Genomic DNA, 16803 nt, shown 5'->3' with positions numbered 1-16803 from the left:
CATGACCAACCTGCGCGCGGACCTGAAACTGGTCGTGGGCGCGGCGACGGCAAAGGCACTCGCCAAGGGCCTCAAGATCGAGACGGTCAGCGACCTCCTGCGCCACTACCCCCGCCGCTACGCCGAGCGAGGGCAGCTCACCGACATCGCCGGGCTCGAACTCGGCGAGCACGCGACCGTGATGGCGCGGATCGAGCGGGTCAACAAGCGCCGGATGAAGGCGCGCAGCGGCACCTTGCTCGAAATGGTGATCACCGACGGCAAACGCCGCCTGCAGTGCACCTTCTTCAACCAGGCCTGGCGCGAAAAGGAGCTCGAACCCGGCAAGAACGGGCTCTTCGCGGGCAAGGTCACCGCCTTCCGCGACGTCCTGCAGCTGGCGAACCCCGAGTACGAACTGTTCGAGGCGGACAGGGAAGCCGAGGCGCTGGACGACTTCCTCGCCGAGATCATCCCGGTGTACCCGGCGGCGCAGGGGATCCCGACGTGGGTGATCGCCAAGAGCGTCCGGCAGGTGCTGGACGTGCTGGAGGTCGACGAGGACCCGATGCCGACGGAGCTGCTGGCCCGGTACGGCCTGCCCGACCTGGAAAGCGCGCTGCGCGGCATCCACCGTCCGTCGGGCTGGGACGCGCTGAACTCCGCGCGCCGCAGGCTCAAATGGGACGAAGCCATGGCGGTGCAGCTGATTTTCGCGCAGCGGCGGCATTCCCTTGTCTCCCGGCCCGCGAAAGCCAGCCCGCACACCGAAGGCGGCATCCTCGACGCCTTCGACAAACGGCTCCCGTTCGCGCTGACGTCGGGCCAGCAGGAGATCGGCGAGGAGATCTCCCGGGATCTGTCCACCGAGCATCCGATGAACCGGCTGCTGCAGGGCGAGGTCGGTTCCGGCAAGACCGTGGTCGCGCTGCGCGCCATGCTGCAGGTCGTCGATTCCGGGCGGCAGGCGGCGCTGCTCGCGCCGACGGAGGTCCTCGCCGCGCAGCACGCGCGGTCGCTGCGCGAGATGCTCGGCGACCTCGGGCAGGGTGGCCAGCTCGGCGGCGCGGAGAACGCGACACGGGTGACCCTGCTGACCGGTTCGATGGGCGCCAAGGAACGCAAGAAGGCGTTGCTGGAGACGGTCAGCGGCGAGGCCGGGATCGTCGTCGGCACGCACGCGCTGATCCAGGACACGGTGTCCTTCGCGGATCTCGGCCTGGCCGTGGTCGACGAGCAGCACCGTTTCGGCGTGGAGCAGCGGGACGCGCTGCGCTCCCGCGGCGCCGACGAGACCAGCCCGCACGTGCTCGTCATGACGGCGACGCCCATCCCGCGCACGGTCGCGATGACAGTCTACGGCGATCTGGAGATCTCCGCGCTGCGCGAGATGCCGGTCGGCCGGTCGCCGATCAAGACGTCGGTGGTGCCGGTCGCGGAGCGGCCCGCTTGGCTGGACAGGGCGTGGCAGCGGGTCCGTGAGGAATGCGGCAAGGGACACCAGGCGTATATCGTCTGCCCGCGCATCGGCGACGAACCGGCGTCGGACAAGGGTGACAAGCGGCCCGCGCTCGCCGTCCTCGACGTGGCACCCGAGCTGGTCGAAGGACCGTTGAAGGGCTTGAAGATCGCGGCCCTGCACGGCCGGATGCCCTCCGACGACAAGGACGCCGTGATGCAGGCGTTCTCCAAGGGCGAGCTGGACGTGCTCGTCGCGACCACCGTAATCGAGGTCGGCGTGAACGTGCCGAACGCGACCGCGATGGTGATCATGGACGCCGACCGGTTCGGCATCAGCCAGCTGCACCAGCTGCGCGGCCGCGTCGGCCGGGGCAGTGTGCCGGGGCTGTGCCTCCTGGTCACCGAAACCCTCGACGGGACGACCACCCGCGAGCGGCTCGCCGCCGTCGAATCCACGACGGACGGTTTCGAACTGTCCAGAATGGACTTGGAACTGCGCCGGGAGGGCGACATCCTCGGTGCCGCGCAGTCGGGGAAGAAATCGACCCTGAAACTGCTGTCGCTGCTGCAGGACGAGGAAGTCATCGCCGAGGCGAGGGCGCGGGCGCTGGAAATAGTCGAGAAGGACCCGGCGTTGGGGAACTACCTCGGGCTGGCGCACATGATCGCCGACGTCGTCGACGAAGATCGTGTGGAGTACCTGGAAAAAAGCTGACGTGAACATCTCTGCCCGATCGGACCTTGTCGCAGGACGGGACGCGAGGTTTCCTCGTTCTGTGCGGGCGAGGGAGGCCGGGGATGACGTCATCGGTGCGGGTCCAGCTCGGTGAGGACGGGGCCGACGCCGAGCGGGTCGACCAGCTCGCCGGGTATCTCCGAGGGGAACTGATCGAACGCGGGGTCGCCGACGTCAAGGCGCTTCCAGCCGGCGAAGCGCCGCCCGGCTCGCGCGGGTTCGACGCGGCCACGGCGGGCGGTCTCCTGGTCACGGTGGGGAAGTCCGCCGACGGGCTGCGCTCGGTGGTGGCCGCCGTGCGGGAGTGGCTTTCGCGCGGCGGACGGGTGAAGCGCACGGTGCGGCTGGAGATCGACGGCGACGTGCTGGAGCTGTCCGAAGCGACCCTCTCCGATCAGGACAAACTCGTCGATCTGTTCGTGAGCAGGCATTCGCCGTCATGACCGGCGCGCGGCGTGCCCTGATAATCGCCAACGGGGAGTACGACAACCCCGGCCTGAGCGCGCTGCGGTCCCCGGCGGCCGATGCCGAGGCGCTCGCCGAGGTCCTCGCCGATCGCGACATCAGCGACTTCGACGTCCAGGTGGTGCGCGACGAGACCGCGCACGTCATCGCGAGCCGGGTCGAGGACCTGTTCGCCGACAGCGCGCCGGACGACGTCCTGCTGGTGCACTTCTCCTGTCATGGCTTGAAAAGCGAGTCGGGGGACCTGTTCTTCGCCGCCAGGAACACCAGGCCGGAGCGGCTGGCGTCGAGCGCCGTTCCCGCCGATTTCGTCCAGCGCTGCATGCGGGTGAGCCGGTCGCGGAGCATTGTTCTCCTGCTGGACTGCTGCTACGGCGGTGCTTTCAGCCAGGGGGTCGCGGTGCGCGCCTCCGGTGAGGCCAACGTGCTCGACGCGTTCCCCGGCGGCGGTTTCGGCGGCCGCGGCCGTGCGGTGATCACCGCGTCGAACTCCATCGAGTACGCCTTCGAGGGCGATCACCTCGCCGACGACCACGCGCGGCCGTCGGTGTTCACCTCGGCGCTGGTCGATGGTCTCCGGACAGGCGACGCGGACCGCGACGAAGACGGCTGGATCGCGCTCGGCGAGCTTTACGACTACCTGTTCGACAGCGTCCGCGAGCGGAACCCGAACCAGACGCCCAGCCGCGACATCGAGATGCAGGGTGAGCTGTACCTGGCCCGGAGCAGGCGCCGCCGGATCAAACCGTCGCCGGTCCCGGCCGATCTGCGCGCGGCGAGCGAGGATCCGAACATGTTCACCCGCCTCGGCGCGGTGACGGAACTGCAGCGGCGGCTGACGAGCGAGAACCTCTCCGTCGCCATCGGCGCGCACGAAGTCCTCGCCACGATGGCGCAGACCGACATCCAGCACATCGCCGAGGCCGCCGAGCTCGCGCGGCGGGAATCGCGGGTGCGCACCGAACCCGAGGTGGTGCGGTTCGGCGAGGTCGTCCGGGGAACGCGGCCGGTGGCGCGGATCCGGTTGGAAGGGCCGCCGATCGCGCGGGCCTGCCGGTTCGCGTCGTCGCATTCCTGGCTGCGGGTGACCGAAGTAGACGGCGGCGCCGAGATTTCGCTGGACCTGGTGGAGACCGGGGCGTTCGACGCACGGGTCACCGTGACCGGGCCGACCGGCGAGGTGGTGGTGCGGGTCGAGGGCCAGGTCGTCGAGGAACCGATGCCCGAACCCCCGCCCGCGCAGGCACCAGCACCGGCGCCTGCGCCGAGTCCGCTGCCCGAGCCTGTGCGCGCGCCTTCGCCGGTGCCCGAACCTCCGCCGCCGGCGCCGCCCGTCGAAGCCGCCGCTCCACGGCCGAAGCCCGATCCGTTCGCTGCCGCCGCCGGCGTGTTCGCGTTCGTGGCGGCGGTGTACCTGGTGATCATCGCTTTCCCGCTCAGCAGCAGCCTGGAGGATTTCTTCGAGGACGGCGGCTGGACCGTCGTACCGCTCATCGTGTTCGCGGTCGGCGCGGGGATCGCGATGTCGCTGTCGCGGACGCGCCGGATGGCGGGGCCGGGAGCGTTGTGCGGGCTGGCGCTGCTTTCCGCGATCCCGTACGGCCTGGCCGTCCTCGTGCTCGCCGACGCCTGCCTGATCGCCGGAGCTGTCTGCGCGCTGATCGCGGTGCGGCGCGACCGGAGTTTCCGGCTCAAGTTGGGGAAACCGCGTGACGCCTTCGCCGTCGCGGTCCTCGTGGCCGGGATCGGCGGCGTGGCCGGTCTCGCGGTGGAGGCAGGCGAACTCTTCGCGTACTCGTCCAGCCGGGCCGACGAGGGCGCGCTCTACCTCGTGGTCGCGGTGATGCTCCTGATCGGGACCGTGCTCGGCGCGCTCCTGCGGCCGGCGGCGTTCGGGATCGCCTTCCAAGGAGGGGTGGCGGGCGGTGGCATCGTCATGGTGTGCGCGCTGTTCTACGCGATGCCGAGCAGCTCGCGGGTGACCGGCGCGGGCTGGGGCATCGCGCTGGGGATGGTGCTCACGCTGGCCATCGTGACCGGTTTCGCGGCCCGGAAAGGCTGAGGATGCCCACGATCCGCCCCGCGACCGTCGAGGACGCTTGGCCCATCGCGGAGGTGAACGTCCGGTCGTGGCAGTCGGCGTACCGAGGTCTGCTGCCCGAGCTCTACCTGCGCGATCTTTCGGTCGAGGGTAGGGCGGGCCGCTGGCAGCGGATCCTCGCCGACCCCGCCAACCGGGGCGACGTCCTTGTCCTCGTCGAGGACGGTTCGCTCCTCGGCTTCGCAGCCGTCGACAGGGAACGCGGGGAACTGCGCGCGATCTACCTCGAACCGGCGTGCTGGGGCACCGGATTGGCCAGGCTGCTGCTCGACACCGCAGTCGCCGCGCTGCGCGATTCGGGGCACCGCGAGGCGACGCTGTGGGTGCTCGATTCGAACGAGCGCGCCCGGCGCTTCTACTCGGCCGCGGGATGGACGCCGGACGGGGCGGAGAAGACCGACACCATGCCCGGCGAAGACGTCCCGCTTTCCGAACTGCGCTACCGGATCGACCTCGTCAGCGAGTGAACCAGGCGCGTTCTTCGGGCTTGTTGAGGACGACGATGATGCCGATGGCGATGCCCATCCCGATCAGCTGGGTGACCGCCCCGCCGCTGATCAGGCTGATCACCCCCAGGACCACGGACAGTCCTTCGACGCCGATCACCGTGGGCCGCACCCAGGACGAACCGCGGGAGATCCTGATCGCGCACGCGATCAGCGTGAGGGAGACCGCGAAGCCGAGGAGCGCCAACGCCAGAGCGAGTCCCGCTTCTTCGTTGCCGTGGTCGAGTTCGTTGATCGCGAGGGCGGTCACGAGCGCGCTGGCGAGGAGATTGAGGACCGCCTGTATCCACAGGAAGACGCGGACAGTCTTGAGCTGGCGCGGCATTTCCGGCGCTTTGTCGCGAACTTCCTCGGTCATGACGGGCTCCCTCTCTCGGCACGGAGAGACCAGTGTGGACCCGGAAGTCCTTGTCGCTGACGGTAAAACTGTCCTCAGCGCGTGACCAACCTCCCGCGTTCAGTCCTCTGAACGCGGCGCGGGTACGAAGGCGCCTTCCCGCGCGGCGGCAGCCACCGCCCGCGCCGAGACCCGCGCGTCCGCCATTGTGACCCGTTCCCGGGACAGGAACAGCCGGTAGAACATCGGCCCGCACACCGCCCGCACGAGTTCGTCGCCATCCGTCCCGGGAGGAGCCTCGCCCCGCGCGACGGCCCGTTCCGCGATCGGCGCCATCCGCACGTGCCGGTCCGCGTAGAAGTCGTGCAGCGCCTCGGCCGCCTGAGGTGACTGGAAGGCCGCCAGCACCGACGCCGTCGGCAACTCCTTCAGCGCGGGCTCGGTGAAGTACCGCACGACCTCCGCGGCCACTTCGTACAGATCGTCCTCCAGCGACCCGATGTCGGGCGCCTTCCAGTCGTCCTCCGCGCCCATCTGCAGCGCGGCGGCGACGAGACCGTCCGGTGAGGACCAGCGCCGGTACACCGTGGTCTTGTGCACTCCGGACCGTTCGGCGACGGCGTCCACGGTCAGTTCGCCGAAGCCGTGTTCGGCCAGCAGGTCGAGGGTGGCGTGCAGGACGGCCTGGCGCGTGCGTTCGGTCCGGCCGCCTGGCCGCTGGGTACCGGAGGTTGCCAACTGCTACTCCTGTTGCGTTAGTGTGGTCAGTATGTCAGACCCAGCGAAGATCGCCGAACTCATCGGGGACGCGAAGATCGTCGCCATCGGTGAGAACAACCACCACGTCCACGAGTTCGGAGACCTGCGCAATCGTTTGCTCCAGCACCTCGTCGAGCACCACGGCTTCCGTGTCGTCGGTTTCGAATCCGGTTTCGCCGAGGGCAAGCTCGTCGAAGACTGGCTGAACGGCGCTCCCGGGGAGGTCGCCGACATCGGCCGCGACGGCTTCACCTTCTCGCTCGGTGAGTCGCCCGAGGCGCACGAAATGCTGACGTGGCTTCGCGAGCGCGGCGACGTCCGGTACTTCGGTCTCGACGTGCCGAGTTCCGCTGGCTCGCCCGTGCCCGCACTGCAAGCGGTCCGCGCCTACCTGTCCACTGTGGACGAGGCCGCTGTGGGCCTTGTCGACGCCGCGATCGAGGCGACCGAGGGATACGCGTCGATCAGCAGCGCGGAGGCGCCCGCCAAGTACGCCGCCCTCGACACTGGGACAAAAGACAAGGCGACCGCGGCGCTCACCCGGCTCAAGACGCACCTCACCTCACTGCGTCCCGTCTACGGGGACACAGCCGTCGCCGAGCACCACGTCGAAGGCGCGCTGCGCGTCGACGCCTACCTCGCCGAGGTGGCCGCGATGATGTCCGGCGACGCGCCCGCCCTGCAGAGCGGTTCGCGCGACGCTTACATGGCCGAGACCGTCCGGCTGATCCGGCGTCTCCACGGTGACGACACGAAGATCGTCGTGATGCTCCACAACGGACACCTCCAGCGGGTGCCCTTCTCGCCGTTCCCCGGGCTCACCTCGCCTTCGGCGGGAACGCATCTGGCGGCGGAATTCGGCGACGACTACTTCGCGCTGGCGCTCACCGCGGCCGAGGGCGAGACCACCGGCCTCAAGCCGGATCCGGCCGCGCGGCTCGGGTTCACCGTGTACCGCCAGGATCTGGACACACCCGCGGACGGCAGCGTCGAGGCCGAAGGCCCTGGGCTCGTGGACCTCCGCCCGCGACGCGGAACGGAGGGACCGCAGAGCATCCGTCACGCGCACCTGTTCAACCCCGTCGACGTCGTCAACGCCTTCGACGCGCTGGTCTGCTTCCCGGAGTCGACGGTCAGCGGGCACCTCCGACCGGCCCCAACCGATCGGGTGGTTGAGGTTGCCACTCGCGGGTGACAGGCGTAGGCCCGAGGCATGATCATGCGACTGGTACGAGGAATGGGCGCACTGGCCTGCTCGGCGCTGCTGGTGACCGCCGTGGCCCAGCCCGCCTCCGCGACGGAAGTCCAGCAGAACCCGCCGAACTGGGGACTGGACCGGATCGACCAGCGAACGGGCCTCGACCAGCTCTATCACTACGAGACCGACGCCAAGGACGTGACGGTCTACGTGATCGACAGCGGTGTCGACGCGGCGCATCCGGACTTCGGCGGACGGGTGAAGCCCGGTAAGGACTTCCTCGACGGCGGCACGGACACCTCCGACACCAACGGTCACGGCACGTACCTGGCCGGTGTCGCCGCGTCGAGGAGCTACGGCGTCGCGAAGGCCGCGCAGATCGTCCCGGTCCGGGTGATCGACGCGCAGGGCGGCGGGGCGACGGACAAGATCATCGCGGGTATCGATTGGGTGACGCAGAACGCACAGCAGCCCGCCGTCGCCGTCCTCGGCATCGGCGGCACCGCCAACGACCAGCTCGACACCGCCGTCCGCGCGCTCGCGGCGGTCGTCCCGGTCGCCCTCCCGGCCGGTGGCGAGGCCACCGACGCAGGGCAGTTCTCACCCGGCAGGGTCACCGAAGCGCTCACCGTCGGCTCGACCGACGCGAGTGACCAGGTCGGGTCCACGTCGAACTACGGCGAGGTCGTCGACCTGTTCGCACCCGGCGTGGACGTGCCGGGACCCAACGCCGGGGGCAACGGTGGCCGGGTGCTCAGCGGGACCTCGTCGGCCGCCGCGCACGTCGCCGGGGTGGCCGCGCTGTACCGGGCCCTGCACCCGGCGGTCTCGGCGGCGGACGTCACGAAAGCGCTCGTGGACCTCGCCGCGGTCGACGTGCTGACCGGCGTCCACGCGGGCACCGCGAACAGGTTGCTCCAGACCCCGGGTACGCAACTCAAGCGGGGATGACGTCCATCACCTGGGCAACAACTCCCGCCCTGCGGGAGCTAGCAGGTAACGTGCCTCACCTACCGATCCGATGATGGGAAGGACCGGCATGTTCCGCAAGGTACTGGTCGCCAACCGGGGTGAGATCGCCATCCGCGCGTTCCGCGCCGGATTCGAGCTCGGCGCGGGCACGGTGGCTGTGTTCCCGCACGAAGACCGCAATTCGCTCCACCGGCTGAAGGCCGACGAGGCCTACGAGATCGGCGAACCCGGTCATCCGGTGCGGGCCTATCTGTCGGTCGAGGAAATCGTGGCGGCCGCGAAGAAGGCGGGCGCCGACGCCGTTTACCCCGGCTACGGCTTCCTCTCCGAGAACCCGGACCTCGCGCGCGCGTGCGAGGACGAAGGCATCACCTTCGTCGGGCCGAGCGCGGACATCCTCGAGCTGACCGGGAACAAGGCCCGCGCGGTCAAGGCCGCGCGCGAGGCCGGGGTGCCGGTGCTGGGCTCTTCCGAACCGTCCTCCGACATCGACGCGCTGATCGCCGCCGCCGAGGAGATCGGATTCCCGGTCTTCGTCAAGGCCGTCGCCGGCGGTGGCGGACGCGGTATGCGCCGCGTCCTGGAGCCCGCGCAGCTGCGCGAGTCCATCGAGGCCGCCGCGCGCGAGGCCGAGTCGGCCTTCGGCGACCCGACGGTGTTCATCGAGAAGGCCGTCGTCGAGCCGCGCCACATCGAGGTCCAGATCCTCGCCGACGGCGAGGGCAACGTGATCCACCTCTACGAGCGCGACTGCTCGGTCCAGCGGCGGCACCAGAAGGTGATCGAGCTGGCCCCGGCGCCGAACCTGCCGTCCGAACTGCGCGACCGGATCTGCGCCGACGCGGTGAAGTTCGCCCGCCAGATCGGCTACCGCAACGCCGGCACCGTCGAGTTCCTGCTCGACAAGGACGGCAACCACGTCTTCATCGAGATGAACCCGCGGATCCAGGTCGAGCACACGGTGACCGAGGAGGTCACCGACGTCGACCTCGTCCAGTCGCAGCTGCGCATCGCCTCCGGCGAGACGCTCGACGACCTCGGGCTCTCGCAGGACAAGGTGTACCTGCGCGGCGCCGCCCTGCAGTGCCGCATCACCACCGAGGATCCCGCCAACGGCTTCCGCCCGGACACCGGGATGATCAGCGCGTACCGCTCGCCCGGCGGTTCCGGTATCCGCCTCGACGGCGGGACGGCGTTCGCCGGCACCGAGATCAGCGCGCACTTCGACTCGCTGCTGGTGAAGCTCAGCTGCCGCGGCCGCGACTTCAAGACCGCCGTCGGCCGCGCCCGCCGCGCCGTCGCCGAGTTCCGGATCCGCGGTGTGGCGACGAACATCCCGTTCCTGCAGGCCGTCCTCGACGACCCGGACTTCCGCGAAGGCCGGGTCACGACGTCGTTCATCGAGGAACGCCCGCATCTGCTCACCGCGCGCCATTCGGCCGACCGCGGGACCAGGCTGCTGACCTATCTCGCCGACAAGACGGTCAACAAGCCGCACGGCGAGCGTCCGCGCACCCTCGAACCGCAGGTCAAGCTGCCGAAGCTGCCCAAGGACCTCGAACCGGCGCCCGGCTCGAAGCAGAAGCTCACCGAACTCGGCCCGGACGGTTTCGCCCGCTGGCTGCGGGAGTCGCCGACCATCGGCGTCACCGACACCACCTTCCGTGACGCGCACCAGTCGCTGCTCGCCACCCGCGTGCGGACGAAGGACCTGCTCGCCGTCGCGCCGGTCGTCGCGCGCACCACGCCGCAGCTGCTCTCGCTGGAGTGCTGGGGCGGCGCGACCTACGATGTCGCGCTGCGGTTCCTGGCGGAGGACCCGTGGGAGCGGCTGGCGAAGTTGCGGGAAGCGGTGCCGAACATCTGCCTCCAGATGCTGCTGCGCGGCCGCAACACCGTCGGCTACACGCCGTACCCCACCGAGGTGACCAACGCCTTCGTCGAGGAGGCGACGGCGACCGGCATCGACATCTTCCGGATCTTCGACGCGCTCAACGACGTCGAGCAGATGCGCCCGGCGATCGAGGCCGTCCGCGAGACCGGATCCGCGGTCGCCGAGGTCGCGCTCTGCTACACCTCGGACCTGTCGGACCCGGCCGAGAAGCTGTACACGCTGGACTACTACCTCAAGCTGGCGGAGCAGATCGTCGGTGCGGGAGCGCACGTCCTGGCCATCAAGGACATGGCGGGCCTGCTGCGGGCGCCGGCGGCGGTGCGGCTGGTTTCCGCGCTGCGCAAGGAGTTCGACCTCCCGGTGCACATCCACACGCACGACACCGCGGGTGGCCAGCTGGCGACGTACCTCGCCGCGATCCAGGCCGGGGCGGACGCCGTCGACGGTGCCGTCGCGTCCATGGCGGGCACGACCTCGCAGCCGTCGCTCTCGGCACTCGTCGCGGCCACCGATCACTCCGACCGGCCGACCGGGCTGGACCTGCAGGCCATCGGCGACCTGGAGCCGTACTGGGAGAGCGTGCGCAAGATCTACGCGCCGTTCGAGGCCGGTCTCGCGTCGCCGACCGGACGCGTGTACCACCACGAGATCCCCGGCGGTCAGCTGTCGAACCTGCGCACGCAGGCGATCGCGCTCGGCCTCGGCGAGCGGTTCGAGGACATCGAGGCGATGTACGCGGCCGCGGACCGGATCCTCGGTCACCTGGTGAAGGTCACGCCTTCGTCCAAAGTGGTCGGTGACCTCGCGCTGCACCTCGTCGGCGCGGGCGTCTCACCGCACGCCTTCGAGGCGGAGCCGAACAAGTTCGACATCCCCGACTCGGTGATCGGCTTCCTGCGCGGCGAACTGGGCGACCCGCCCGGTGGCTGGCCGGAGCCGTTCCGCACCAAGGCCCTCGAAGGCCGCGCGCAGCCGAAGCCGGTGCAGGAACTGTCCGAAGAGGACCACAAGGGACTGGCCGAGAACCGTCGCCAGACGCTGAACCGGCTGCTGTTCCCCGGGCCCACGAAGGACTTCGAGGCGCACCGCGAGCAGTACGGCGACACGTCGGTCCTGCCGTCCAAGGACTTCTTCTACGGGCTGCGCCCGGGCGAGGAGTACTCGGTCGACCTCGAACAGGGTGTCCGGCTGCTGATCGAGCTGGAGGCCATCGGCGAGGCCGACGAGCGCGGGCTGCGCACGGTGATGTCCACGCTCAACGGCCAGCTGCGCCCGATCCAGGTCCGCGACACCTCGATCGCGTCGGACATCCCGGCCACGGAGAAGGCCGACAAGGGCGACCCGAAGCAGATCGCCGCGCCGTTCGCGGGTGTGGTCACGCTGCAGGTGTCCGAGGGCGACGTGGTCGAGGCCGGTGCGACGGTCGCGACCATCGAGGCGATGAAGATGGAGGCGTCGATCACCGCCTCCGCGGGCGGCAAGGTGTCGCGGCGCGCGATCAACGCCGTCCAGCAGGTCGAAGGCGGAGACCTGCTGCTCGTCCTGGAGTAGCGCGGACCGACGCCTCACCGCCGCTTGGCTGCCTGAGGTATGTGAAGACCCCCTTCCCTCGGCTGAGCCGAGGGAAGGGGGCCTTCACGCGCATCTGCTGTGACTGGTGGTGCGCTTGCGATTATGACGGTAGTGAAGGCCTCCATCGCTACCGTCAGGGTAGGCAAGGGGCCCTTCACGGACTGGGATCAAGCGCAGCCAGAACGGGTCACGGGCTTGCGGTCGCCGCTAACGTGGACCGGTGCTGATCCACGCCGTACCCCAGTTCCAGGGCGCGCTGACCGAGCGCGCGCCGGAGATGCCCGAAGGCTGCGTCGCGCTCGCCGAGCTGGCCGGCCACGTGCTGGGCGTCCCGGTGCACCACATCCGGCAGACCCGCGAGACCTCGCCCGTGGTCGACGGGATCGCCAACCGCGAGGTGCTCACCGGCGCCAACCGGGCCGCGCAGCTCGCCGCGCTGGAGGCGCCGGGTGGGCCGGTGCTGACCATCGGCGGGGACTGCGGGATCGAGCTGATCCCGATCGGGGTCGCGCGCTACCGCTTCGGGCCTGGCCTCGGCGTCGCCTGGTTCGACGCGCACGCGGACCTCAACACCGCGGAGACGTCGCCGTCGGGCGCGTTCCACGGCATGGTGCTGCGATCGCTGCTCGGCGAGGGCGACCCGGATTTCGCCGCGAACCCGCCGGTCGAACCCGGTCGCGTCGTCCTCGCCGGGACAAGGGTGTTCGACGACGCCGAGCGGGCCGCGATCGACCGCGGGCTCGTCGTCGAATCGGCCGACGTCGCCGCCGGGCTGGCCGGCTCGGACAAGGTGTACGTCCACCTCGACCTCGACGTGCTCGACCCGGCGGAGTTCGACGGGCTGAACTGCCCGGAACCCGGAGGGTTGACGATCGAGCGCCTTGTAGCGATGCTTCGCGGGCTGAGCGGCTTCGAAGTCGTCGGCGCGGGGATCACCGAATGTGTCGGCACCGAGGTGCGCCCGCTGGAGCCCGTGCTCGGAGTACTCGGTGAATTGCTCACCGAAAAGCAGTGACACTCCGTCACAGCGAGCCTCGCTTCGGCCGTTCGTACGTACCGTGCGAGCCGTTTGCCGGGCACTTGTCATCAAAATTCAGGGGTGAGCCGTGATTTTGTCACGACGGTGACAAGAAATCGGTTTCTTCTGCGAAAGGTGACACATTCACGAGCGAGTTTGCGATGTGTTCGTTGTCACCTCACGACGATCGTGGGATGTCAGGACGCTGGGCGGAGCAAAGGAGCTGCGATGTCGGTGGAGCGCGGGATCGAACACGCTGCGCAGTCCCCTGCAGCACTGCCGCGCAAGCTCGCCGATATTTTGCGACCGGAACTCGGCAGTCTCGCCAACGAGATCGTCGACGAGATCCGCGCGACCATCCCCGCCTACGCGCGCCCGCTCGACGGGCCCTACGGCAAGTCGATCCGCGCGGGCGTCGAGTACGCGATCACGCTGTTCGTCGCCCAGATCGCGGATCCCTCCGTCTCCAAGGAACAGTCGCACGAGGTCCACCATCGCCTGGGGCAGAACGAGATGCGGGAAGGCCGCAGCCTCGACACGCTCCAGTCCGCGTACCGGGTCGGCGCCCGGGTCTCGTGGCGGCGCATCATGCGCGTCGGCCGCCGCAGCGGGCTCTCGTCCGCGGTGATGTCGCAACTGGCCGACGCGATGCTCGCGTTCATGGACGAACTCGCGTCCGTCGCGCTGGACGGCTACCTCGAAGCGAAGGCGCGCACCGCGGGGGCGCTGGACACGTGGCGCCGCAAACTGTTGCACCTGGTGCTGGAAACCCCGCCCGCGCCGTCGAAGGCGATCGCGGAACTCGCGCAGCTGACCGGCTGGCCGGTGCCCGAACGCGCGACACCGGTGGTGCTGCACCCGCTCAACGACGCCGTCAGAACCCGGCGGCACAACTCGGTGGATTCGGACGTCCTGGCCGAACTCGACTGCGCCGAGCCGCGTCTCCTCGTCCCCGGCGAGATCTCCGGCGCCCGGCTGGCCACCCTGCAGGCCGCGCTGCCCGACTATCGGCTGTCGATCGGCCCGTGCCGCCCGCTGGACTCCGTCGCCGATTCGTTGCGCTGGGCGCGCGACGCCCTGCACCTCTCCGAACGCGGGATCATCCAGGCCCGCCGCGTGATCCGCGCCGAAGAACACCTCGCGACCCTGCTCGTGAACGCCGACTCCGTGCTGACCTGCCAGCTGCGCGACCGCCTGTTCGCCCCGCTCGCCGACATGACCGGGAAACAGCAGGAACGGCTGCTCGAAACCCTGCGTGCCTGGCTCGACAGCCAGGGCAACGTCGTCGACATCGCCGAGCGCCTCCAGGTCCACCCGCAGACCGTCCGGTACCGCATGCGGCAGCTGCAGGCGACCTTCGGCGAGCACCTGCGCGACCCGGGGGCGCGGTTCGAAATGGAACTCGCGCTGCGGGCCGGTGTCACCCCTTCTTCGGCGCCCGAAGGCTATGCGCTGCCGGAGATCCTTCCGGCGCCGCGCAAGAGTCCACAGTGGACGCCGAGCGGATCTTGACCCGGAATGCGGTGAAGGGTCTTCAAGACCAAAGTGTCCTGAAGACCCTTCACCACACGCTCGTGATCGAAACCTGGACCAGGAATGCGCTCAGCGGCGCGCCACCGGCGGATCGACGTTGGGGCACTTGCGTTCCGGCGGCACCGGGGACCCGTCGAGCGAGACCTGGCTGACGCCGACGCACGCCTGGTTCCCCGGTCCCGACGACATCCCGCTCAGGAGCGAATCGAGATTCTCCTTCACCCCGCAGCCGGAGAACTTCGGCAGCGTGAACTCCCGGTAGGCGGGATCCGCGGCGTTCGGATCGGTGCGCAGCACACCGCCGTTGAACATGTCGTACTTCTCCCCTCGGAGGTTGAGCACGAGCGGTCCGGCGGTGAGGCAGCTGTCGCCGACGTCGAGAGCGACGCCGTTGATGGTGACACCGCTCAGTTTCGCGAAGACTTCGATTCGGGTGGTGACCGTCGAGGAGCCGTCCGGCTCCGAGATCACCGTGCCGTTGATGTCGATGATGTGGTTGCCGGCCCGGTGATCCGGTGGCAGCAGTTCCATCGTCGCGGTGATCGGGGCGAAGCCGAAGCCGAGGAACGTCACCTTGCTCGGGGGCATCATCGTCGTGCCGGTGATGCTGCTCGGCGGGTCGGGCGGGACGATCCAGAAGGCGTTGAACATGAACGCCTGGGTGAGCCGCGCGAACGCGCCGAGCTTGGCGATCGTCGACGTGCCTTGCACTTCGAAGGGCTGCAGGGGGAACACGAGGACGTTCGGGTCCGGTTCGTCGTTCGTCGCGTGGGTGCCGGGCTGAGGCTTCCGCTCGCCCGGTTTGCCGCTGTCCGGTTTCGCGACACCCATCGCCAGCAGTGCGACACTGCCGAGAGTGGTGTCCTGGCCAGGATTCTGGGTACACGTGATCGGCTTGAGCGGGGTCTCGGCCGAGGTCGAGGCCAGTGCGAGAGACGGGGCGCCGGTGGACAGCCGGAGTTCGCCGGGGACGGTCATCGCGATTTCGGGCACCTTGCCCGTCGCGACCAGTTTCACTTCACCGGTGGCGGGGACCTTGGTCGCCGGGATCGTGAGGGTGACCGGCACCGGGGTCTTCTTGTCTTCGCGCGTGGCCGTGAGCTCGACGGTCGCGCCACCGGCGACTTCGGTGACCTCGCCGAGCGTGCCCTCGGCGAGGCTGAAGGTCAGCGAGAAGTCCTTGATCTGCAGCGGTTTTCCGGTTTGGACGACCTTCGGCAGGGTGGCGGAGGTCTCCATGACGACCGGTCGTTCACCGACGGGGTCCGGAAAGACGCAGGTGTTGTTCAGGGTCTGCCGCGCGGGGGCGGCGCCCTGAAGCGGCGGGGACGGCGGCGTCGTCGGATCGGTCGCCGCCGAGGAGGCGAGTGCGCCGTTCACGCCCGCGAGCAGGATGACGCCCGCCAGAACGGGAAACCTCCCGAGTGCCCGGCGAACCTGCTGCGTCATACGGGTTCCTCTCGTGTCCGGTGTGGAGCCCGTGCGGGGCGGGGCGCCCCGCCCCGCACGGAGGGGTCATCAGGTGATCGGGATCGCCGGGCTGAACGCGCGGTTCTGTGCCGGGTTGGTGTTCTTCACGGTGCAGTTGAAGTTCCAGGTGGTCCAGGAACCGTCCTTCTTGTGGAAGTCCAGCGGCGCGTTGATCGTGGTGCCGAGGGACGCGGTCGCCGAGCCGGGGGCGCCGGCGGTGAACGTCGGGACACCGGTGCCCGCGCCCTGGACGATGTTGAACGACCGGGGACCGGGCACGTACGGGTTGATCTGCGTCGGGACGTCCAGGTTCGTCACCGTCGCCGACGCCGGGGTGGCGTTGGTGATGGTGATCGGCATGTTGGCCTTGCCGCGGACGCCGTCGTAGTTGGCGGCGTTGAGCAGGGCGTTGATGGAGGCGTTGATCGTGGCGGTGCCGCCGACACTCGACGGAGTCGCGGTGGCCCCGGAAGCGATCGAGTCCGGCCCGACGAAGCTCGCCTTCACGTCCAGCTGCTGCTGGCCGATGCCGGGGAAGTTGCACATGTACGCGACGGTGCCGGTGGCGTAGGTGGTCGCGGCGGCGGCCGTGCCGGCGGTGAGCACGGCGACCGCGCCCAGCACGATGCCGGTGGTGGCGACGCCTGCTGACAACTTGCCAAGTCTGCGGGACATACCTGTCATCTCCTTTGATCCAGTTTACGTCTCGGGCGGCTTTCCCCATGCGCCTTTCGGCGGATTTTTCTGATCAAATATGCTCGACTTGAGCGGCCTTCTCGGTGGTGGGGGTAAACCGAGGTTA

The 16803-nt window shown here is 69.5% G+C and carries 13 protein-coding genes; 9 read left to right on the top strand and 4 right to left on the bottom strand.

Features of this window, described 5'->3' with window-relative positions:
• The first annotated feature begins 1 nt into the window (after position 1).
• From recG to ACFOSH_RS26255, 4 genes are all read left to right on the top strand, one after another.
• Positions 2-2155 carry an ATP-dependent DNA helicase RecG gene (gene recG, locus ACFOSH_RS26270; RefSeq protein WP_378241728.1) on the top strand — a complete coding sequence of 718 codons (2154 nt, stop codon included), beginning with the start codon at positions 2-4 and terminating at the stop codon, positions 2153-2155.
• Positions 2156-2238: 83 nt separating this feature from the next.
• On the top strand, positions 2239-2619 hold the full coding sequence (locus ACFOSH_RS26265) for a hypothetical protein (protein ID WP_378241727.1): 381 nt from the start codon (positions 2239-2241) through the stop codon (positions 2617-2619).
• On the top strand, positions 2616-4703 hold the full coding sequence (locus ACFOSH_RS26260) for a caspase family protein (protein WP_378241726.1): 2088 nt from the start codon (positions 2616-2618) through the stop codon (positions 4701-4703). Before ACFOSH_RS26265 ends, ACFOSH_RS26260 begins: the two co-directional genes overlap by 4 nt.
• Before the next feature lie 2 nt (positions 4704-4705).
• Positions 4706-5209: a GNAT family N-acetyltransferase gene (locus tag ACFOSH_RS26255; RefSeq protein WP_378241725.1), complete on the top strand. Its 504-nt coding sequence runs from the start codon at positions 4706-4708 to the stop codon at positions 5207-5209.
• On the opposite strand, the gene ACFOSH_RS26250 is transcribed toward ACFOSH_RS26255, so the two are convergent.
• Complete coding sequence (locus ACFOSH_RS26250) at positions 5199-5606, bottom strand: hypothetical protein (RefSeq protein ID WP_378241724.1); 408 nt, start codon at positions 5604-5606, stop codon at positions 5199-5201. The two genes, ACFOSH_RS26255 and ACFOSH_RS26250, sit on opposite strands and share 11 nt — an antisense overlap.
• Before the next feature lie 99 nt (positions 5607-5705).
• Positions 5706-6323 (bottom strand): TetR/AcrR family transcriptional regulator, encoded by a 618-nt coding sequence (locus ACFOSH_RS26245; RefSeq protein WP_378241723.1) that lies wholly within the window; start codon positions 6321-6323, stop codon positions 5706-5708.
• A gap of 31 nt (positions 6324-6354) precedes the next feature.
• On the opposite strand from ACFOSH_RS26245, the gene ACFOSH_RS26240 reads away from it, so the two are divergent.
• From ACFOSH_RS26240 to ACFOSH_RS26220, 5 genes are all read left to right on the top strand, one after another.
• Positions 6355-7539, top strand: coding sequence for an erythromycin esterase family protein (locus ACFOSH_RS26240; RefSeq protein WP_378241722.1), 1185 nt, complete (start codon positions 6355-6357; stop codon positions 7537-7539).
• 18 nt (positions 7540-7557) lie between these two features.
• On the top strand, positions 7558-8493 hold the full coding sequence (locus ACFOSH_RS26235) for a S8 family peptidase (RefSeq protein ID WP_378241721.1): 936 nt from the start codon (positions 7558-7560) through the stop codon (positions 8491-8493).
• Positions 8494-8581: 88 nt separating this feature from the next.
• Complete coding sequence (locus ACFOSH_RS26230) at positions 8582-11959, top strand: pyruvate carboxylase (protein ID WP_378241720.1); 3378 nt, start codon at positions 8582-8584, stop codon at positions 11957-11959.
• Between the two features lie 241 nt (positions 11960-12200).
• On the top strand, positions 12201-12995 hold the full coding sequence (locus ACFOSH_RS26225) for an arginase family protein (RefSeq protein ID WP_378241719.1): 795 nt from the start codon (positions 12201-12203) through the stop codon (positions 12993-12995).
• A 231-nt stretch (positions 12996-13226) separates the two neighbouring features.
• Positions 13227-14510, top strand: coding sequence for a PucR family transcriptional regulator (locus ACFOSH_RS26220; RefSeq protein WP_378241718.1), 1284 nt, complete (start codon positions 13227-13229; stop codon positions 14508-14510).
• A 90-nt stretch (positions 14511-14600) separates the two neighbouring features.
• Here the strand turns inward: ACFOSH_RS26220 and ACFOSH_RS26215 are convergent, their stop codons facing one another.
• Together ACFOSH_RS26215 and ACFOSH_RS26210 are read right to left on the bottom strand one after the other, a co-directional pair.
• Positions 14601-15980 (bottom strand): DUF6801 domain-containing protein, encoded by a 1380-nt coding sequence (locus tag ACFOSH_RS26215; protein WP_378241717.1) that lies wholly within the window; start codon positions 15978-15980, stop codon positions 14601-14603.
• Positions 15981-16049: 69 nt separating this feature from the next.
• A complete protein-coding gene (locus ACFOSH_RS26210; protein WP_378241716.1) occupies positions 16050-16676 on the bottom strand; it encodes a DUF6801 domain-containing protein in 627 nt (208 codons plus the stop codon).
• Between the last annotated feature and the right edge of the window lie 127 nt (positions 16677-16803).

The sequence above is a fragment of the Amycolatopsis speibonae genome, from assembly GCF_042647925.1.
In the GTDB taxonomy this organism is placed as follows: domain Bacteria; phylum Actinomycetota; class Actinomycetes; order Mycobacteriales; family Pseudonocardiaceae; genus Amycolatopsis; species Amycolatopsis speibonae.
Note: the sequence above shows the minus strand (reverse complement) of the source record. Positions and strands in the feature narration are given on the sequence as shown.